At 66.6% G+C, this 19,789-nt stretch carries 12 protein-coding genes; 8 read left to right on the top strand and 4 right to left on the bottom strand.

The annotated features are described in order from the left end of the window. The first annotated feature begins 41 nt into the window (after nt 1–41). Nucleotides 42–986 carry a peptidylprolyl isomerase gene (locus AC1Q6P_RS20700; protein ID WP_492663524.1) on the top strand — a complete coding sequence of 315 codons (945 nt, stop codon included), beginning with the start codon at nt 42–44 and terminating at the stop codon, nt 984–986. A gap of 13 nt (nt 987–999) precedes the next feature. On the opposite strand, the gene AC1Q6P_RS20695 is transcribed toward AC1Q6P_RS20700, so the two are convergent. Then, a complete protein-coding gene (locus tag AC1Q6P_RS20695; protein ID WP_492663525.1) occupies nt 1,000–1,953 on the bottom strand; it encodes a DNA ligase in 954 nt (317 codons plus the stop codon). 183 nt (nt 1,954–2,136) lie between these two features. Here AC1Q6P_RS20695 and AC1Q6P_RS20690 point away from each other — a divergent pair, with 183 nt between their 5' ends. Then, nucleotides 2,137–2,907, top strand: coding sequence for a substrate-binding periplasmic protein (locus AC1Q6P_RS20690; RefSeq protein WP_492663526.1), 771 nt, complete (start codon nt 2,137–2,139; stop codon nt 2,905–2,907). A gap of 34 nt (nt 2,908–2,941) precedes the next feature. Here the strand turns inward: AC1Q6P_RS20690 and sbcB are convergent, their stop codons facing one another. Beyond that, nucleotides 2,942–4,384: an exodeoxyribonuclease I gene (gene sbcB, locus AC1Q6P_RS20685; protein WP_492663527.1), complete on the bottom strand. Its 1,443-nt coding sequence runs from the start codon at nt 4,382–4,384 to the stop codon at nt 2,942–2,944. Between the two features lie 252 nt (nt 4,385–4,636). On the opposite strand from sbcB, the gene AC1Q6P_RS20680 reads away from it, so the two are divergent. From AC1Q6P_RS20680 to AC1Q6P_RS20670, 3 genes are all read left to right on the top strand, one after another. Beyond that, complete coding sequence (locus AC1Q6P_RS20680; protein ID WP_492663528.1) at nt 4,637–8,788, top strand: MBG domain-containing protein; 4,152 nt, start codon at nt 4,637–4,639, stop codon at nt 8,786–8,788. Then, nucleotides 8,785–10,527: a ShlB/FhaC/HecB family hemolysin secretion/activation protein gene (locus AC1Q6P_RS20675; RefSeq protein ID WP_492663529.1), complete on the top strand. Its 1,743-nt coding sequence runs from the start codon at nt 8,785–8,787 to the stop codon at nt 10,525–10,527. Before AC1Q6P_RS20680 ends, AC1Q6P_RS20675 begins: the two co-directional genes overlap by 4 nt. Nucleotides 10,528–10,655: 128 nt before the next feature. Then, nucleotides 10,656–12,935: a penicillin-binding protein 1A gene (locus AC1Q6P_RS20670; RefSeq protein WP_492663530.1), complete on the top strand. Its 2,280-nt coding sequence runs from the start codon at nt 10,656–10,658 to the stop codon at nt 12,933–12,935. A 31-nt stretch (nt 12,936–12,966) separates the two neighbouring features. Here the strand turns inward: AC1Q6P_RS20670 and AC1Q6P_RS20665 are convergent, their stop codons facing one another. Next, nucleotides 12,967–14,097: a beta-ketoacyl-ACP synthase III gene (locus AC1Q6P_RS20665; protein WP_492663531.1), complete on the bottom strand. Its 1,131-nt coding sequence runs from the start codon at nt 14,095–14,097 to the stop codon at nt 12,967–12,969. A 334-nt stretch (nt 14,098–14,431) separates the two neighbouring features. Here AC1Q6P_RS20665 and AC1Q6P_RS20660 point away from each other — a divergent pair, with 334 nt between their 5' ends. The 3 genes from AC1Q6P_RS20660 to AC1Q6P_RS20650 all read left to right on the top strand — a co-directional run bounded on the left by AC1Q6P_RS20660 (nt 14,432) and on the right by AC1Q6P_RS20650 (nt 18,812). Continuing rightward, entirely contained in the window at nt 14,432–15,409 is a 978-nt protein-coding gene (locus AC1Q6P_RS20660) for a GMP reductase (protein WP_492663532.1), read from the top strand. 144 nt (nt 15,410–15,553) lie between these two features. Then, a complete protein-coding gene (locus tag AC1Q6P_RS20655; protein WP_171826090.1) occupies nt 15,554–15,802 on the top strand; it encodes a hypothetical protein in 249 nt (82 codons plus the stop codon). Between the two features lie 163 nt (nt 15,803–15,965). After that, nucleotides 15,966–18,812 (top strand): valine--tRNA ligase, encoded by a 2,847-nt coding sequence (locus AC1Q6P_RS20650; RefSeq protein ID WP_171826089.1) that lies wholly within the window; start codon nt 15,966–15,968, stop codon nt 18,810–18,812. Here AC1Q6P_RS20650 and AC1Q6P_RS20645 read toward each other — a convergent pair. Then, nucleotides 18,760–19,734 carry an NAD(P)-dependent oxidoreductase gene (locus tag AC1Q6P_RS20645; RefSeq protein WP_171826088.1) on the bottom strand — a complete coding sequence of 325 codons (975 nt, stop codon included), beginning with the start codon at nt 19,732–19,734 and terminating at the stop codon, nt 18,760–18,762. The two genes, AC1Q6P_RS20650 and AC1Q6P_RS20645, sit on opposite strands and share 53 nt — an antisense overlap. Between the last annotated feature and the right edge of the window lie 55 nt (nt 19,735–19,789).

Here is a 19,789-nt window from a genome sequence, read left to right as displayed (position 1 = left end):
TGCCGGCCAGATTGCAACCGCATCCCCACGGAGGAGCCCTCATGCGCAAGACCTTGCCCGCCCTGGCCACCCGCCATGTCATCAAGCTGGCCACCAGCCTTGCAGCCGCCCTGCTGCTGAACCCCAGCGCCCAGGCCGCTGGCCAGCCCGACCCCGGCAAACGCCCTAGCAGCGCCGATGTGCTGGCTGCCGCCCAGCCAGGCGACTGGCGCGAAGTCAAGGCCGAGGATGCCCTGCTGATGGAGCTGGCCAGCGGCCCGGTGGTGATCGAACTGGCGCGCGAGTTCGCGCCCGTGCATGCCAGCAATATCGTTCGACTGGCCCGTGGCGGCTATTTCGACGGCCTGTCCATCATCCGCGTGCAGGACAACTACGTCACCCAGTGGGGCGATGCCGATGACGAGGCGCCCAGCGCCCGCGCCAAGCCCGCGGACCTGGCCAAGGCGCCGGTCGAGTTTTCCCGCGCGCTGAAAGGCCTGGACTTCCGCGCCCTGCCGGAGCGCGACGGCTGGGCGCCCCAAGTCGGCTTCGTCAACGGCTGGCCAGTAGCGGCCGATCCGAAGAAAGGTCGCGCCTGGCTGACCCATTGCAACAGCATGGTCGGCGCTGCCCGCGGCAATGAGCCCGACTCCAGCGACGGCAGCGGGCTCTACACCGTGATCGGCCATGCCCCGCGCGCCCTGGACCTCAACATCACCAGCGTCGGCCGCGTGCTGCAAGGCATGGAACGCCTCAGCGCCCTGCCCCGCGGCACCGGCGCCCTGGGCTTTTACGAGAAGGCCGAGCAACGCACGCCGATCCAGCGCGTGCGCGTGCTGGCCGATGTGCCCGAGGCCGAGCGCCCCAAGTTGCAGGTGCTGCGCACCGACACCGCCACCTGGAAGCGCTGGCTCGATTCGCGCCGCTACCGCAGCGGCTGGTTCGTCCACAGCCCCGACCGCGTCGAGCTCTGCAGCGCCCTGCCTCCGGTGCGCCCGGCGCCCTGAACCGGCCTCGGTGCTACAGCTCCTGCACGCGCACAAAGGTGGCGAAGCGCGGCAGGCCCGAGCCGGTCAGCCCGCGGTAGCGGTAGCTGACGGTGCTGCCCAGCGGCGGCGGCGCGCGGCGCTGGGCCTCGTTGAAGCCGCTGCCGATGTTGAACTCCTGGCCAGCGGCATTGCGCACGCGCAGCGCACCGAGCAGGCCGCTCCAGCGCCCCTGGCCCGGCAGGTGGGCGATGACCAAGGCGTCTTCATCGTCGTGGGTCTTGAGCTTGAGCAAGGCCTCATGACGACCACTCAAGTACGGCGCATCGGCCTCGTGCAGCATCAGGCCCTCGCCACCGGCGCGCAGCACCGCCTGCAAGCGCTGGCGGAGTGCGGCCAGGCTCTCCACGCGGTCCTGCGGCACGACCCGCAGCAGCGGCGCGTCGGCTGCGGCCGCGATCTCCTGCAATCGCGCCACACGCGCAGAAAACGGACCGGCGCCGCCGGGCAGCTCGAACAGCAGGTACTGCATCTGTTGCCACTCGTCCTCACGCGGCGCGCTGCGCCTCAGCGCCGCCGAGCAGGCCTCGAAGCGCCCTCTCCCCATCCACAGCTCACCATCCAGGGGCTGCTGGGGCGGCAGGCGCGCCAGAACACTCGGCGGCGCCGCCAAGACCAGGCCCTGGCGGCTGAGCAGGCGCTCGCCCGTCCAGTAGGCACGCACACCATCGAACTTCTCGCTGACCAGGTAGCGGCTCAGGTCCTGCCCGGCCAAACCGTCCAGCCCTCCGCGTGGTGTTTGTGCCAGTAGCAAGGGGGGCTTGGTTGCGCCGGCCGGCGACGTGGCTGCAGCAGCCCAAGTCCCGGCTGGCAGCAGGGCCGGGCTGAGTTGCAAGAGCTGGCGGCGCTGCAAGCCCACACCCGCCCGCCCGGCCACCTTCCCATGCACCTGGATACAGGGCTCAGACCCCGAGGCCATCGATTCCATGAGCAGCTCCTTGCATCAAGACGCCGTGGGCCCATTTCATGACGGAGGCCACACCAGCGTATGTGCTATGAGCCTACGCCGGCCCACGGCCCCCCTCAAGCCGCTTATGCTGCGGGAGCCGTACCGAACACCAGCGTGCGCCGGATTTCATCCTTCGAATCGAGGATTGAGGAGCTGCCCTTCATGCCCCATCGCCGCCATGCCCTGGCACTTCTGGCCGCGCCAGCCCTGGCACGGGCCGTCCCGTCCATGGCACCGGCCAACAGCAGCGCGGAAGGCGTCTTGCGCGTGGTGGCCACCGAGTTCCCGCCCTACACCACGCAGGAAAGCAGCGAGGGCGGTCCGGCGATCGCCATTGCCCGCGCCGCCCTGGCCCGCACCGGCCTGACCCTGGAGATGGACTTCCGCCCCTGGTCTCGCCTGATTGCCGAGCTGCAGCGCGGCCTGTGGGACGGGGTCATCGGCGTCTGGCGCAACCCCGAGCGCGAAAGCTATCTCAGCTTTCCGCAGCCTCTGGGCATTGCCAACCGGATCGGCTTCATGGCGCGCAGCGATCGCCGCTTCGATGTGCGCGAGCTGAGTCGCTTAAAACACCTGCGCATCGGCATCGTGCGCGGCTACGCCAACCCACCCGCCTTCGAGCAGGCGAACTTGCAATGCGACGAAGCCCTGGACGACCTGGGCAATCTTCGCAAGCTGCAAGCGGGCCGCATCGATCTGGCCCTGGTGGACAAGGGCGTGGCGGCGTACTTGCTGCGCCGCCAGCTGTCCGAAGCGGCGGCATCTCTGGTCTGGCTGGAACCCTCGGTGGCGGACATGCCGCTCTACATGGCCTTCAACCGCGCTCACGCCGCTCACGGGTCGCGCGTCACTGCCTTCAACAAAGGCATGGCCGAAATGCAAAGCAGCGGGCAGCTGGCCCGCTTGTTGATGCGCAGTGCCGAGTTGATGTGATGAGCCACGCCCCGCCGCGCGGGCAGGGCCGGGCTCAAGCTTCCGGGGCGATCTGCTCCGCGTATTCGTAGAGTGCGCCGAGGATGTCCTGGCCGCGCTCATCGGCCGCTTCGCTGAGCTCGTCCACACGCTCGAAAAACGCCGCCAGGGTCTGCGCGCCGCCGGCGCCCTCGTGCAGGCGGGCGGCGCAATGGGCCTGCCAGCGCTGTGCCTCGGCCGCGCTGAGGCTGGCCGGGAAGTTACGCGCGCGGTAGCGGAACACCAGCTCGGCCAGCCGCTCGTCGGCAAACGTGATCTTGCCCTCGGCCGCACGCTGAGCGATCTGCTCGGGCGTCTGGCTGCGCAAGCGCTGCAAGGCACGGCGGTCATCGGGGCCGATGAAACCGCCGTAGAGGTCTTCGTCCACATCCGCCGGGCCGGGCGTCGCTTCGCGCTTGAAGACATCGCCCCAGAGTCCATCGAGCAAGCGGCCTTTCTCCATCAGCATTTGGGCATGGGCCAGGCCCTGGGCCATATCCAGCCCCCAGCGCTCGGCCATGGTTGGGCTCAGGGTCTTGAGCTTGCCGATGACGACGGGCGACTTGTTGATGTGGATGGTCTTGATCGGCAGCCGGGTCTGGCCCTCGGGCAGATCCTCCTGCTTGACGAACATGCGGCCGCGGATGTCGGCTGCGTTCAGGGTCAGCAGCTCGGCGGGGTCGGTGGCCAGGTCCCAGACGATCAGCTCGTTCTTGTTCGTCGGGTGCGGCGCCAGCGGCCAAACCAGGGCGATGCAGCCGCGCTCGGGGCCATACATGCCCGAGATGTGCAGAAAAGGCCGGCCAACGCCGATCTCGGCCCAGACCGCGTCTTTCTTGCGCAGGCGCAGGCAGAAGTCAAAGAGCTTGGGCTGGGCGGTCTTGAGCAAGCGCGCCAGGGCGATGGTGGCGCGCACATCGCTGAGCGCATCGTGGGCCGCCTCGTGCACCAGGCCATTGGCCACAGTGAGGTGTTCGAGCTTGAAAGACGGGCGGCCATCCTCGTGGCGTGGCCACTCGATGCCCTCGGGGCGCAAAGCGTAAGCGCAGCGCACCACATCGAGGATGTCCCAGCGCCCGCATTCGTTCTGCCACTCACGCGCGTACGGGTCGATCAGATTGCGCCAGAACAGATGGCGCGTCACCTCGTCGTCGAAACGGATGGTGTTGTAGCCCACGCCCACCGTGCCCGGCTCGGCCAGCGCCGCCTCGATGGCAGCCGCGAAGGCATGCTCGGGCACGCCTCGCTCCAGGCAGGTCTGCGGCAGGATGCCGGTCAGCAAGCAGGACTCGGGGTCGGGCAGGCTGTCCGGGCTGGGCTGGCAGTACAGCATCAGCGGCTCGCCGATCTCGTTCAAATCGGCATCGGTGCGCACGCCCGCAAACTGGGCCGGCCGGTCGCGCCGCGGCACCCGGCCAAAGGTTTCGTAGTCGTGCCAGAAAAAGCTGAATTCACTCATGGCGCGCAGCGTAACGCATGCGCACAGCCACGCACCGGGATTGAGTCAACCGCACAGCCGACCTGAGCCGGCGTCCATCCCCGGCCTGGGGGTCGGAACGCCCACCGAGCCGTGATTTGGCAAATTGTTCACATTCAAGAGACCCCACGTTGTGCCGATAGGACGGAATGGATCACCAGCGTTCGACAGACTGCTGGGCGATCACCTCGTGCCACCAGGCCGTCCATCCTCCCCATTCCCCGGAGCGCGCACATGAGCCCCAACCCTGACGTGTCGGACTTCGACACCCTTCGCCCTGCCTCAGACCTGTGCAGCCACAGCCCTGTTGCTGGCTTGAGCCGCCCGCGACAGCCCAAGCGGGCCCTGGTTCAGGCCCTAGGTCTGGCCTTGTTGGGCCAGGTCAGCAGCGTCGCCTGGGCCGCCCTGTCGGCTCCCTTGCCCAGCGGCGGCCAGGTGGTGGCCGGCCAGGCCCAGATCAGCCAACGGGGCCAGGTCTTGACCGTGCAGCAGAGCAGCGCCCAGCTGATCACCGACTGGCGCAGCTTCAATATCGGCGCCGGCCACAGCGTCGAGTTCCTGCAGCCCAGCCGCAACGCCGTGGCGCTGAACCGGGTGCTGGGCAATGAGGTCTCGACCATCCAGGGCGCCCTGAAGGCCAACGGTCAGGTCTTCCTGCTGAACCCGAATGGCGTGCTCTTCACACCCAGCGCCCAGGTCAATGTCGGCGCCCTGGTGGCCAGCACCTTGAACCTGGACAACCAGGACTTTCTGGCTGGCCGCTACCGCTTCGAGGGCAGCAGCAGTCAGGCCATCATCAACCAGGGCTCGATCCAATCGGCCACGGGCGGCACGGTCGCCTTGATTGCCGCGCGCATCAGCAACAGCGGCAGCATCCAGTCACCCGGCGGCCAGGTGCTGATGGGTGCCGGCGCCAAGGTCACGCTGGACCTGGGCGGCCCGGTCAAGCTCAAGATCGACGAGGCTGCCCTCGATGCGCTGATTGAGCAAGGCGCTGCGATCCGCGCCGATGGCGGCCTTGTCTATCTGACGGCCAGGGCCGCGGGCCGACTGACGCAGACGGTGATCAACCACACGGGCATCACCGAAGCACGCACGCTCAGCGACGGGCAAGGCGAAGGACAGAGTGGCCGCATCTTCCTGCTGGGCGATGGCCCGCAATCGCGGGTGCTGGTGGGAGGCAGTCTCGATGCCAGCGCACCGCAGGGGGGGTCGGGTGGCTTCATCGAAACCAGCGCAGCCCGCGTCGACTTTGCCGAGGGCCGCAAGATCAGCACCCGCGCCAGCCACGGCGCCTCCGGCACCTGGCTGATCGATCCGAACGATTTCACCATTGCCGCCAGCGGCGGCAACATCTCCGGCGCGCAACTGGGCACCGACCTGGCCAGCGGCAATGTCGTGATCACCACCGCCAGCCAGGGCACAAGCGGCGGCAACGGCGATATCCATGTCAATGACCCCGTCAGCTGGGCCGCCAACAAGCTGACGCTCACGGCCGAGCGCCACATCAATGTCAACGCCGACCTGACCGCCAGCGGCAGCGGCAGCCTGGCCTTCGTCTACGGCCAGGCCAGCAGCGATGGCGCCGGCGCCAGCTACACGGTGGCCAACGGCGTCAAGATCCTGATCCCCAACGGCGCGGCCTTCACCTGGAAGAAAGGCAGCACCGGTGCCACCAAGAATCTGGTCCTGGACAACGGCCTGCTGCGCTTCGGCAATGGCACGCAGGATTCCATCGACACCAGCGGGCAGTTGCGTCAGCCTTTCTACTTTGACAACGTCTCGCCGGGTCGCAATGGCTGGTTCAAGATGACCTACAGCAGCAACCCGCTGGATCTGGCGGTAGGCGTGGGCGGCGATGGCAGCAACAGCTGGAACTACAACGGCACCGTCAAGACCACCCAAGACACGTTCAACACCGCGCTGAGCAACAAGTCGGTCAATATCGCCGGCTACCGCGAGGGGGTGGGCACCATCGTCAGCAGCGCCACCCTGGACATGGGCGGTGGGCAGCTGATCAGGGTCGAGAACAGCTTCGAACTGCTGGCGGGCAACCGTTACTCCAAGACCGACACCCAGCTGACCAATATCGGTTCGAGCGCGCTCAACAATCTGCGTCTCTGGATCGGCACCCGTGACGACTGGGTGGGCCAGGGCGATTCGAGCTTCAAGTCCAAGGGCAATATCGTCAACAACGCCTTTGTCAGCCTGCCGACCCAGAACACCGCCTCCAATGCGCTCAAGGTCACCGAGAGCAATGACGGCAGCACCGGCGGCGCCGTGCTGTTCTATTCGACTTCGGACGGCGTGGACATGGCACATGCCAGTTGCTGCAGCCTCTCCAACTCGACCAACAAGGATCCGCGGACCTCGCTGATCAGCAGCGCTCGCATTGACGGCTCCTACGCCATGTTCAAGCGCCTCTCGGACCTGGCCAGCGGCCAGTCCGGTGGCTTCATCTGGTACTACGCCGGCGCGCCAGTCAGCCTGATCAACAACGCCATCACCTCGGTGGGTCAAGCCGCCGGCGGTGGCAGCAGCCCCACACCGGTGTACCTGCGCTTGGTCTCGTCCAGCAGCGTCTACGGCGACCAGCCCCTGTTCAACTACTCGATCTTTGACGCCTTCAGCGGCGGCAACCTGATCAGCAACGCCTTGCCCACCGGCACCGCCGCCTGGAGCGGCGCGCCCACAGCCAGCTCCAACGTCGGCAGCTACAGCCTCAGCTACACCAGCGGCATCACACTAGGCAACGCGGCCTACAGCCTCAACCCCGGTGATGCGGCAAGCTGGACCGTCACCCCCAAGCCTTTGAACCTGAGCTTCACCAAGGTCTACGACGGCAGCAACAGCTTCGCCGCCAGCAACAGCAGCTACACCCTGACCGGCATGGTCAACGGCAACGCAGCGCCGAGCTTGAGCGGCAGTGCCACGGTCAGCAGCAAGAGCGTGGGCAGCTACAGCTATCTGCTCAGCAACAGCCTGGTCTTGTCGAACAGCAACTACAGCCTGAACGCCGGAGGCATCAGCGCCGCCATCACACCCAAGCCGCTGACCGCCAGCTTCAGCGTGGCGAGCAAGGTGTACGACGGCTCGGTCAGCGCCAGTGCAACCGGATCGTCCGGCGATGTGCTGACCAATGACAGCGTCGCCGTCGCACATGCCGGCGCGAGCTTCAGCGACGCCAACGCCGGCAGCGCCAAGGCCGTCAGCATCACCGGCATCAGCCTCAGCGGCGCCGATGCCGGCAACTACAGCCTCAACAGCGCCACCGCCAGCAGCACCGGCACGATCACCGCGCGGCCCATCACCGTCACCGCCGACAACAAGAGCAAGGTCTACGGCAACGCCGATCCGAGCCTGAGCTACCAGATCAGCAGCGGCAATCTGGTCGGCAGCGATGCGCTCAGCGGCGCCTTGAGCCGGGCGGCTGGCGAGAACGTCGGCAGCTACACCATCGATGCCAGTGCCCTGAGCAACAGTAACTACGCGATCACCGCGCAAAACGGCAGCCTGAGCATCAGCCCACGGCCGCTGACCGTCACGGCCGATAACAAGAGCAAGGTCTATGGCAATGCCGATCCGAGCCTGAGCTACCAGATCAGCAGCGGCAACCTGGTCGGCAGCGATGCACTCAGCGGCGCCTTGAGCCGGGCGGCTGGCGAGAACGTCGGCAGCTACACCATCGATGCCAGCGCCCTGAGCAACAGCAACTACGCGATCACCGCCCTGCCCGGCCAGCTGGCCGTGACACCGCGCCCGATCACGGTCCAGGCCGACAACAAGCAAAAAACCTTTGGCGCCCCCGACCCCGCGCTGAGCTTCAGCATCACCGAGGGCAACCTGGTGGCTGGCGACAGCCTGGCCGGCAGCCTGAGCCGGGTGGCCGGCGAATCGGTGGGCGCACATGCCATCCTGGCGGCGAATTTGAGCAACAGCAATTACGCCATCACCCGCCGTGACGGCGAGCTGAGCATCTCGCCGGCGCTCAATGCCAATGTGATCGCAGGCAATCAACCCGCGCTGACTTTTGTCATCAGCAGCAGCCCAACAGGCAGCCTGCCCAGCGGCGCGGCAATCTCCAGCGGCCTGCAGCTGGTGGACTCCGGGCCGGCGCCCACGCCGAGCGGTCCAGCCGCAGCGCCCGGAGCAACCACCGCCGCGGCGACGTCCGCGACGGGTGAAACGAGCGGCAGCAGCAGCAGCAGCAGCAGCAGCAGCAGTGACGGTGGCAACGCGCCTTCGTCTGCCGCTTTGCTCGGCAGCGGCAACACCAGCGTTGGCGGCACGCGCATCTTTGTCCGCCAAGGCGGCATTCGCTTGCCCGAGCCCGGCAGCAGTTCCAACAGCACCGGCAACGACGGCCAGCGGGAGGACAAGAAATGAGCCAGCCCCATGGCAAACCCCTGTCTTCGCAGGCCTTGAAACCCAACTCCCCCCACGCCGCCATGGACCACCACTCAGCCCCCTACCCGGCCCACCTTGTGGCCGTGGCCGTCTCCAGCCTGCTGGCCCTGGCCGCACCGATGGCCGCCCATGCGCAAGCGGCGCCGGATGCCGGGCAGATCCTGCAGCAAAGCCGCCGGGCCCCACCGGATGCACCCAAGCCCGGTGTGCAGCTCAAACTCAACAACCCCAAGAGCCAGCTGGCCCTGCCGGGCGGGCGCAAGGTGCAGGTCAAGGCCCTCAGTTTTGGCGGCAACAGCGTCATCGACAGCAAGACCTTGGAAGCGGCCGTGGCCGATCTGCTCAACACCGAGCTCGATCTGTCCGGCCTGCAGTCGCTGGCCGAGCGGGTCGGTCTGCTCTACCAACAAGCCGGCTATCCCTTCGCCCGCGCCTACCTGCCACCGCAAGAGCTCAGCGATGGCACGCTGCGGGTGGAACTGCTCGAAGGCCGCTACGGCCAGATCAAACCGATCAGCAACCGGCCGGACTGGGCCGAGCAGGCCGCGCCTTACCTGTCCATGCTGCAGCCCGACACCGTGATCCGCAGCCCCGAACTGGAGCGCAGTGTCTTGATCCTGGGCGACCTGCCCGGCGTGGCCGTCACCCCCCTGATGCAGCCCGGCGAGAAGGTCGGCACCGGCGACCTTCTGGTGGAGCTGGCCCCGGCACCCGCCCTGGTCGGTTCGGTCGGCGCCGACAACCATGGCAACCGCTACAGCGGCGCCCATCGCCTGCAACTCAATCTGGACTGGAACAGCCCCTTTTCGCTGGGTGACCAAGTCAGCCTGCGCAGCCTGTTCAGCGATCAAAAGCTCTGGCTGGGCAGCCTGGGCTACTCGCGCCCGCTGGGGCGGCACGGCCTGCGCGCCGAGGCCAGCTACTCGCACAGCGACTACCAGCTGGGCAAGGAGTTCGCCGATTCGAAGGCGCAAGGCTATGCCAAGACCGCCTCCCTGGGTCTGAGCTACCCGGTGCTGCGCAGCAATGCCGCCAATGTAAAGCTCTCCATGCGCTACCAGTACAAGCGCCTGCAGGACCGCACGCTCAATGGCAGCGACGACAAATCCAGCCAGAGCCTGCCGCTCTCACTTGACTTCGATCGCCGCAACAGCCTGGGCCTCGGCGGCATCAGCTACGGCAGCCTGAGCGTCACCAACGGGCGCCTGCGCCTGTCCGACGCCCTGGTCGGGCTGGACAGCAACCAGACGCGCGGTCGCTTCCTCAAGTTCAACCTCGACCTGGTGCAGCAGCAAACCGTGTTCACGCCGGACAGCAGCCTCTATGCCCGCTTCAGCGCGCAATGGGCTGACAAAAACCTCGACTCCAGCGAACGCATCAGCCTGGGCGGCATCAGCGGCGTGCGTGCCTACCCCAGCGGCGAAGGCGTGGGCGACCGCGGCGCCCTGGCCCAGCTGGAGCTGCGGCACAACATCGGCGCCGCCACGCCGTTTGTCATGCTGGATGCCGGCCGGGTGCGCATCAACACCGTGCCCACCGCCGGCACCGCACAGAACTACCGCACCCTGGCCGGTGCCGGCCTGGGCGTGCGCGTCAACGGCGAGCGCTGGCAGCTGGAAGCCGCCGCCGCCTGGAGCCTCAAGGGTGGCGAGCCGCAAGCTGACCCCATCACCCGCCACAAGCCGCGCCTGTGGTTGAGCCTGGGCTACCGGATCTGAGACCGCCCGCGGGCAGATACCGAAAAGCTGACGCCGCGATGCCAGGCGGGCCGGGGGGGCGCAGGCCGGCCCGCCCGCCATAATCGCGACTTCCTCTCAGCCCGGCGCCTGGTGCGCCGTGATCGCCCTTGAAGAAACTGCTTGTGATCGGCGCCGTGGCGCTGAGCCTGATCGCCCTGCTGCTCGGCGTTGCGGCCGCGCTGATCTATCCCACCCTGCCCGATCTGGCCGAGCTGAACGACTACCAGCCCAAGCAATCGCTGCGGGTCTTCACCAGCGACGAGGTGCTGATCGGCGAGTTCGGCACCGAGCGGCGCAAATACCTGCCGCTGGACCAGATCCCCAAGCTGATGCAGGACGCCTTGCTGGCCATCGAAGACAGCAATTTCTACGAGCACAGCGGCATCTACCTGCCCGGCATCCTCCGTGCCGTGGTGGCCAATGCCACCCAGGGCCGCACCCAAGGTGCTTCCACCATCACCCAGCAGCTGGCGCGCACCCTCTACCTGACCAAGAAAAAGGTCTACTCGCGCAAGTTCGTCGAGGCCTTGCTGGCCATGAAGCTGGAAAGCGAACTGAGCAAGCAGAAGATCCTCGAGGTCTATATGAACCAGATCTATCTGGGTCAGCGGGCTTATGGTTTCGAGGCGGCGGCCGGCGCCTACTACGGCAAGACGCTCAAGGATCTCTCCATCGCCGAAACCGCCATGCTGGCCGGCCTGCCGCAAAACCCGGCCTATGCCAACCCGGCGGTCAACCCGGAGCGCGCACGCCGCCGCCAGCATCTGGTGATCAACCGCATGGTCGACACCGGCGTCATCACGGCCGAGCAAGCCGAGAGCGCCAAGGCCGAGAAGCTGCACATCCGCTCGCCCCAGGATGCGCGCGTCCATGCCGAGTTCGCCGCCGAAATGGCGCGTGACGTGGTGTTTGAGCAGTACGGCGAAGAGGCCTACACCAAGGGCTTGCGCGTCTACACCACCCTGGTTTCGCAAGAGCAGGCCGCCGCCTATCGGGCCCTGCGCCGCAGCCTGCTGGAGCTGGAAAAGCGCAAGCCCTACCGCGGGCCGGAGGGCTTTGTCGCCCTGCCGGACGACGAGACCGAACGCGACAGCGCCATCGCCCAGGCCCTGGCCGAACACCCGGACCAGGACGATCTGCGCGCCGCCGTGCTGCTGCAAACCTCGGCGCAGAAAGTACGTGCCGTGATGCAGAGCGGCGAGGAGCTGACGCTCAGCGGCGAGGCCTTGCGCGGCGTGCAATCGGCCCTGTCTGACAAGGCACGCGAAGCCAGCCGCTTGCGCCCCGGCGCCATCGTGCGCGTGATGCGCGGCGCGCCCAGCAAGGCCGAGCCGCAAGGCGCCTGGTCCATCGTCCAGCCGCCCGAGGCCGAAGGCGCACTGGTGGCGCTGGAGCCGGGCACCGGCCGCGTCCATGCCCTGGTCGGTGGCTTTGACTTCAATCGCAAGCAGTACAACCACGCCACCCAGGCCAAGCGCCAGCCGGGCTCCAGCTTCAAGCCCATCGTCTACTCGGCTGCGTTGGAACAAGGCGTCAGCCCCAGCACCGTGGTGCCCGACGAACCCCTGGTCTTCGGCGACTGGGAGCCCAAGAACTCGGACGGCAAGTTCGATGGCCTGATGAGCGTGCGTCAGGCCCTGGCCCGCTCCAAGAATATGGTGACCATCCGCATCACCCAGCTGATCGGGCCGGCGCGGGTGCGGGAATGGGCCTCGCGTTTCGGCATCGAGATCGACGCCGGCCGCGAGAACCTGACCCTGGCCCTGGGCACCAGCGAGGTCACGCCCTTGCAGATGGCCAGCGCTTACGCGGTGTTTGCCAACGGTGGCTACCGCCTGCCGCCCGTCATCATCGAGCGCATCACCGACAGCAAGGGTCAGGTCTTGTTCGAAGCCCCCAAAGCCCAGCTGAGCGAGGACCAGCGCGCCATCTCCGAGCGCAATGCCTTTGTGACCGCCAGCCTGCTGCAGGAAGTGACGCGCAGTGGCACGGCCGCACGCGCCCAGGGCACGCTGCGCCGCCCCGACCTGTACGGCAAGACCGGCACCACCAACGATGCAGTCGACGCCTGGTTCGCCGGCTTCCAGCCCAGCCTGGCCACCGTGGTCTGGATCGGTTACGACCAGCCGCGCTCGCTGGGCGACCGCGAGTCGGGGGGCGGGTTGGCCCTGCCCGTCTGGATCGATTTCATGAGTGTGGCCCTGCGCAACAAGCCGGTTCAGGAAATCTCGCCGCCAGCCGAAGGCCTGCTGCGTGGCGCCAACGGCGACTGGAGCTTTGAAGAATTCGCCGGCGAGGCGGGCATTCGTGCCATCGGCCTCGATGGCACGGCGAGCCTGAGCCCGCCGTCTGCGGCCAGCGAGGCCGCCTCCGCACCCTTGCCCTGAACGGCAAGCGGCGCTGGGGCGTGCCGCGGGCTCAGCGCTTCTTGACGATCACGCTGCCGATGGAATAGCCAGCGCCGAAAGAGCAGATCACGCCCAGATCGCCGGCCTTCAGGTCGGCGCGGTGCTCGTGGAAGGCAATGATGGAGCCGGCCGAGGCGGTGTTGGCATAGGTGTCCAGAATCAACGGCGCCACGTCCGAGCCGGAGGTGCCCATGCTCTCGCCAATCAGCTTTTTGATGATGAGCTGGTTCATGCCCAGATTGGCCTGATGCAGCCAGAAACGGCGCACTGAAGCGGGCGCAGTTTCCAGCGTGCCCAGATGGGCCTCGATATGGGCAGCGGCCATGGGCACGACTTCCTTGAACACCTTGCGGCCTTCTTGCTTGAAGGTCTTGTCGCGCGCATTCGGGTCGCTGTCTTCGGCGCGGTTCATGAAACCGAAGTTGTTGCGGATGGCATTGGAGAACTGAGTCACCAGCTTGGTGCCCAGGATCTCCCATTGGTCGGCCGAAGTGGCCGTGTCGGCGCGCTCGATGATCAGGGCCGTGCAGACATCGCCGAAGATGAAATGGCAGTCGCGGTCTTTCCACTCCAGGTGGGCGGAGGTGATTTCGGGGTTGACCACCAGCACGCATTTCGAAGCACCGGAGCGCACGGCGTTGTAGGCCTGCTCGATGGCGAAGGTGGCCGAAGAGCAGGCCACATTCATGTCGAAGCCATAGCCGCTGGCGCCCAGGGCCTGCTGGATCTCGACCGCCATGGCCGGATAGGGGCGCTGCATATTGGCGCTGGCGCAGAAGATGGCGTCCACATCGGCCGGCTGTTTGCCTGCAGCGGCAATGGCTTTGCGGGCCGCGTCCACAGCGATCTCGGCCATCAGCGAGAGCTGCTCGTCGCTGCGCTCCTGGAAGCGCGGGTACATGCGCGTCGGGTCGAGCACGCCGTCCTTCTCGATCACATAACGCTGTTTGATGCCGGATGCTTTTTCGATGAACTCGACGCTGGAATGCGTCAGCGGCGCGCGCGTGCCGGCCGCGATTTCATCGGCATGCTGGGCGTTCTGCAGGTCTGCGTAGGCGTTGAAGGCAGCCACCAGTTCGGCGTTGCTGATGATGTGGGGCGGCTGGTAAAGACCGGTGCCGCTGATGACGACGGAATGCATGGGATGGAACCTTTGGTGTCGCGGAGCCTGGATGGCCCGGGTGTGGCAGGCAGTGTAGCCAGACTACATGCGGTGAGAACTGAGGGCCAGCTCCAGCTTTTCGCCGAGTTTGTGGACCGAAGGCGGTCAAGATCGGCGTAGAATCGCTCACCGGGCCCAAATTTTGGCGTCCGGTTTTTTTCGTCCGTACCACCCTCGCTGGTGGCTTCGCGGATGCAAAGCAGGCGTGACTCTTTCCCGAGACGCCACGCCGGCCGGATCTCCAAGTCAAGTGCTCGCAGCCCAGGGTCTGCACTGCATGAACGCAGCCCGAAACTTGCGAACGATTCGACTCATGGAAATCTTTGACTACGACAACATCCTGCTCCTGCCCCGCAAATGCCGCGTGGAAAGCCGCAGCGAATGTGACACCTCGGTCCAGTTCGGGCCCCAGCGCTTCAAGCTGCCGGTCGTCCCGGCCAATATGAAGACGGTGGTGGACGAACACATCACCGAGCACCTGGCCGCCAATGGCTACTTCTACGTCATGCACCGCTTCGACCTGGACACGGTGGCCTACGCCAAGTCCATGCGCAGCAAGGGCTTGCTGGTCTCCGTCAGCTCCGGCGTGCAGGCCGCGGACTATGCCGTCATCGACCGCCTGGCCGCCGAAGGCGTGGGCGCCGACTACATCACCATCGACATCGCCCACGGCCATGCCGAAAGCGTGCAGCGCATGATTGCCCACATCAAGCAGCGCCTGCCCGAGACCTTTGTGATCGCCGGCAATGTCGGTACGCCCGAAGGCGTGATCGACCTGGAGAATTGGGGCGCAGACGCGACCAAGGTCGGCATCGGCCCGGGCAAGGTCTGCATCACCCGGCTCAAGACCGGCTTCGGCACCGGCGGCTGGCAGCTCTCGGCCCTGAAATGGTGTGCCCGCGTGGCGACCAAGCCCATCGTCGCCGACGGCGGCATCCGCCACCATGGCGACATCGCCAAGAGCATGCGCTTTGGCGCCTCCATGGTGATGATCGGCTCGCTGTTCGCCGGCCACGAGGAATCACCCGGCAACACGGTGGAAGTCGACGGCAAGCTCTACAAGGAGTACTACGGCTCGGCCAGCGACTTCAACAAGGGCGAGTACAAGCATGTGGAAGGCAAGCGCATCCTGGAGCCCGTGAAGGGCAAGCTGGCCGACACCTTGCGCGAGATGCGCGAGGACCTGCAAAGCTCCATCTCCTACGCCGGAGGCCGCAGCCTGGCCGACCTGCGCAAGGTCAACTATGTGATCCTGGGCGGGGAGAACGCGGGGGAACATTTGTTCTTGTGAGCAAGCAAGGCTGTCGAACCCGAGCAACCCGGGTCCTGCACACCCTCAGACACAGGCTCCCTCAGCGACGGCTCGCATAGACTGCGGACCGCTGCCCTGCGGGGCCTTTTTGCTTGAGAGGCCCAGCGCTGACACCGCCCCACCATGAACCGCCCTGCCCTGAACACCTGGCGCCGCGCGCCCAAGTCCTTGCTGATTTGCCTGATCCTGCTGTCGCTGTGCTTGGGTCTGTTCGCGCGTGCCTTGGTCCGCGTGGAGCGCGAACGCCAGGCCTTGGCGGTGGGCCTGTGCATGCTGGACCCCGCGGGGCGCAGTTCCTTGATTCCCTGCCAGGACCGTTTCGCCCCGCGTGAAAGCTGGGCCGAGCACCTGCTAGACCTACTCTTTCCCTGAGGCGCTCGCCCCAGGCGCGGAGCCGCGCGCATGGTGGACAATCGCGCCATCCCTTTTTGTGCTTTTCCTCCCATCCATATTCCGGCCGAACAGGGGCCCGGGTGCTGGCTGAATGCTGGCACACCGGCCCCTTTGCCGTTTTCTCAGCAGCGACCCTTGTGCCATGACCGAACTTGCCAAATCGTTTGAGCCCGCCGCCCTCGAAGCCCATTGGGGCCCTTTGTGGGAGCAAAAAGGCCTGTACAAGCCCACCCTGGATGCGAGCCGCGAGTCCTTCAGCATCCAGCTGCCGCCGCCCAATGTGACCGGCACCCTGCACATGGGCCACGCCTTCAACCAGACCATCATGGACTCGTTGACGCGCTACCACCGCATGCTTGGCCACAACACCTTGTGGGTGCCGGGCACCGACCATGCCGGCATTGCCACCCAGATCGTGGTGGAGCGCCAGCTGGCCGAGAAGGGCGCCGAAGGCCAGAAGACCCGCCACGACCTGGGCCGCAAGAACTTCGTCGCCCGCGTCTGGGAATGGAAGCAGGAATCCGGCAACACCATCACCGGCCAGATGCGCCGCCTGGGTGACTCGGTGTCCTGGGACCATGAATACTTCACCATGGACGAGAAGCTCTCGCACGTGGTGCGCGACACCTTCGTCAAGCTCTACGACGAAGGCCTGATCTACCGAGGCAAGCGCCTGGTCAACTGGGACCCGGTGCTCAAATCCGCCGTGTCGGACCTGGAGGTCAGCAGCGAAGAGGAAGATGGCTTCCTCTGGCACATCCGCTACCCGCTGGCTGATGGTTCCGGCGATCTGACCGTGGCCACCACCCGCCCCGAAACCATGCTCGGCGACGTGGCCGTGATGGTGCACCCGGAAGATGAGCGTTATGCCGCCCTGATCGGCAAGCAGGTGACCCTGCCGCTGTGCGGCCGCAGCATCCCCGTGATTGCCGACGACTACGTGGACCGCGAGTTCGGCACCGGCGTGGTCAAGGTCACGCCCGCGCACGACACCAATGACTACGCCGTCGGCCAGCGCCACGGTCTGGCCATGATCTGCGTGCTGACCCTGGACGCCAAGATCAATGACGAAGCCCCCGAGGCCTACCGCGGCCTGGACCGCTTTGTCGCACGCAAAAAGATCGTCGCCGACCTGGAGGCCCAGGGCTTCCTGGTCGAGGTCAAGAAGCACAAGCTGATGGTGCCGCGCTGCGAGCGCACCGGCCAGGTGATCGAGCCCATGCTGACCGACCAGTGGTTTGTGGCCGTCAACAAGGTCAGCGCCAGCACCGGCCGCAGCATCGCCCAGGGCGCGGTCGATGCCGTCGAGAGCGGCGCGGTCAAGTTCTACCCCGAGCAGTGGATCAACACCTACAACCACTGGATGGGCAATATCCAGGACTGGTGCATCTCGCGTCAGCTCTGGTGGGGCCACCAGATCCCGGCCTGGTACGGCGAGAGCGGTGAGCTCTTCGTCGCCCGCGACGAGGACGAGGCCCGCGCCAAGGCCACGGCGGCCGGTTACAGCGGCACGCTGACGCGCGACGAGGACGTGCTGGACACCTGGTACTCCTCCGCCCTGGTGCCCTTCTCCACCCTGGGCTGGCCCGAGAAGACGCTGGAGCAGGACCTGTTCCTGCCCTCCACCGTGCTGGTGACGGGTTACGACATCATCTTCTTCTGGGTCGCCCGGATGATCATGATGACCCAGCATTTCACCGGCAAAGTGCCCTTCAAGCATGTCTACATCCACGGCCTGGTGCGTGATTCGCAAGGCCAGAAGATGAGCAAGAGCGAAGGCAATGTGCTGGACCCGGTGGACCTGATCCAGGGCGTGGACCTGGACACCCTGGTGGCCAAGTCCACCGTCGGCCTGCGACGCCCCGAGACCGCGCCCAAGGTGGCAGCCCGGGTGAAGAAGGAATTCCCCGAAGGCATGCCGACCTACGGCGCCGATGCCCTGCGCTTTACCATGGCCTCGTACGCCAGCCTGGGCCGCAACATCAACTTCGACACCAAGCGCTGCGAGGGCTACCGCAATTTCTGCAACAAGCTCTGGAACGCCACCCGCTTCGTGCTGATGAACACGGAAGGCCAGGACTGCGGTCTCCTGGAGCACACGAAAGAGCAATGCGCTCCGGGTGGTTCCGCGCACGGCTATCTGGACTTCAGCCGCGCCGACCGCTGGATCAGCAGCGAGTTGCAAAAGGTTGAGCTGGCCGTGGCCCAGGGCTTTGCCGAGTACCGCCTGGACAACGTCGCCAACGCCATCTACTCCTTCGTCTGGGACGAGTACTGCGACTGGTATCTGGAAATCGCCAAGGTGCAGATCCAGAACGGCAACGAGGCCCAGCAGCGCGCGACCCGCCGTACCCTGATCCGCGTGCTGGAAACCACGCTGCGCCTGCTGCACCCGATCGCGCCCTTCATCACCGAAGAGCTGTGGCAGACCGTGGCACCCATCGCCGGCCGCAAGAACACGGACTACATCGTCAGCGCGGCCTATCCCGTTGCCCAGCCCGAGCGCATCGACGAGGCCGCCTGTGCCTGGGTCCACAACCTCAAGGCCGTGGTCGGCACCTGCCGCAGCCTGCGCAGCGAGATGAACCTTTCGCCCGGCACCCGCGTGCCCTTGCTGGTCGGTGGCGACACCGGTTTCATCGCCGAAGCCGCGGCGCTGCTCAAAGCCCTGGCCAAGCTCAGCGAGGTGCAGATCATCAGCGACGAAGCCGCCTTCCAGGCGGCCAGCGCCAGCTCACCGGTGCTGGTCCATGGCGAAGCCCGCCTGGCCCTGCATGTGGAGATCGATGTGGCCGCCGAAACCGCGCGCCTGGCCAAGGAAATCGCCCGCCTGGACGGCGAGATCGCCAAGATCGAAGCCAAGCTGGGCAACGAGGGCTTTGTGGCGCGCGCGCCGGCGGCGGTGGTCGAACAGGAGCGTCAGCGCCTGAACGACTTCAGCGCCACCGTCTCTCGCTTGCGGGATCAGGCAGCTCGGCTGGCCCGCTAGCCCGAAACTCCGCCACCTCGGGTGGCGTAGCCAGGATCTCATCCATGCGCCGCGCCACCCCCCAGGCGGCGCGCGTGCGCGACTCGCGCGTGGTGCTGGCCAGGCGCGGTGTCACCTGCAAATTGTCGAGCCCATGCAGAGGCAGGCCCGGCTCCTGCAAGCCCGGCTCCAGGCTGTCGAACCAGGCCGCCAGCAGGCGCCCCTTGCGCAAAGCATCGGCCAGTGCGGCGTCATCGAAGATGGCGGAATGGGCGATGCTGACCAACACCTGCCCCGGCTTGGCAAAGCTCAGCACCCGCTCGCCGATCAGGCCACGGTAGCGTGGGAAGTAGTTCAGCTGCACGCAGACCCCTTCGCTGTGCTCCATCAGCTCGCGCAGGGGCAAGGGCTCGATGCCCCACTGGGCCCAGATCGGGTCGCTCTGGTGCAGGCTGGGGTCGTAGCCCACGACCCGGGTGCCGAAGGCCGGCAGCAGCTGCGCCAGCATGCGCGCGGCCGGCGTCATGCCGATCAGGCCCACCGTCACGCAACCGAGCTCGCGGCCCACCCACATGCCGTCCGAGCCTTGCACCGGCACGCGGCGCAGCAAGGCCAGCAAGGCGCCGACCATGAACTCCGCCTCGGCGCTCGCCGTGGCAGTCAAGCTGCGGATCACTTCCACATGGGCCGCGCGGCAGGCCGCCAGGTCGATGTTTTCACCGCCCGAGCTCATGCGTCCAACCACGCGCAGCCGCGGCGCGGCACGCAGCAGGGCCGCATCGACGGACACATTGGGCGGCAGGATCAGACCCTGCGTCTGATGCAAGGCCTCCAGCAAGCGCGCGGGCTCGGCGGCCAACTCCGGCGCAAACTGCACCGAATGGCGCTCGCTGAGCCACTGCATGACTTCGATTTCCAGCGGTTCTACGATCAGCAAAGTCATGTTTTGAATCGGTCCAGGGCAGGTCGAAGAGCCGTCATCTGCCCATGCAACAATG

It is taken from the genome of Roseateles sp. GW835-FHT13E02, assembly GCF_058794035.1.
Note: the sequence above shows the minus strand (reverse complement) of the source record. Positions and strands in the feature narration are given on the sequence as shown.

Bases quoted from the DNA above. Each gene is read 5' to 3' on its own strand.
- AC1Q6P_RS20700 (WP_492663524.1), top strand. From the start codon at position 42: ATGCGCAAGACCTTGCCCGCCCTGGCCACCCGCCATGTCATCAAGCTG.
- AC1Q6P_RS20695 (WP_492663525.1), bottom strand. From the start codon at position 1,953: ATGGAATCGATGGCCTCGGGGTCTGAGCCCTGTATCCAGGTGCATGGG.
- AC1Q6P_RS20690 (WP_492663526.1), top strand. From the start codon at position 2,137: ATGCCCCATCGCCGCCATGCCCTGGCACTTCTGGCCGCGCCAGCCCTG.
- sbcB (WP_492663527.1), bottom strand. From the start codon at position 4,384: ATGAGTGAATTCAGCTTTTTCTGGCACGACTACGAAACCTTTGGCCGG.
- AC1Q6P_RS20680 (WP_492663528.1), top strand. From the start codon at position 4,637: ATGAGCCCCAACCCTGACGTGTCGGACTTCGACACCCTTCGCCCTGCC.
- AC1Q6P_RS20675 (WP_492663529.1), top strand. From the start codon at position 8,785: ATGAGCCAGCCCCATGGCAAACCCCTGTCTTCGCAGGCCTTGAAACCC.
- AC1Q6P_RS20665 (WP_492663531.1), bottom strand. From the start codon at position 14,097: ATGCATTCCGTCGTCATCAGCGGCACCGGTCTTTACCAGCCGCCCCAC.
- AC1Q6P_RS20660 (WP_492663532.1), top strand. From the start codon at position 14,432: ATGGAAATCTTTGACTACGACAACATCCTGCTCCTGCCCCGCAAATGC.
- AC1Q6P_RS20655 (WP_171826090.1), top strand. From the start codon at position 15,554: ATGAACCGCCCTGCCCTGAACACCTGGCGCCGCGCGCCCAAGTCCTTG.
- AC1Q6P_RS20650 (WP_171826089.1), top strand. From the start codon at position 15,966: ATGACCGAACTTGCCAAATCGTTTGAGCCCGCCGCCCTCGAAGCCCAT.
- AC1Q6P_RS20645 (WP_171826088.1), bottom strand. From the start codon at position 19,734: ATGACTTTGCTGATCGTAGAACCGCTGGAAATCGAAGTCATGCAGTGG.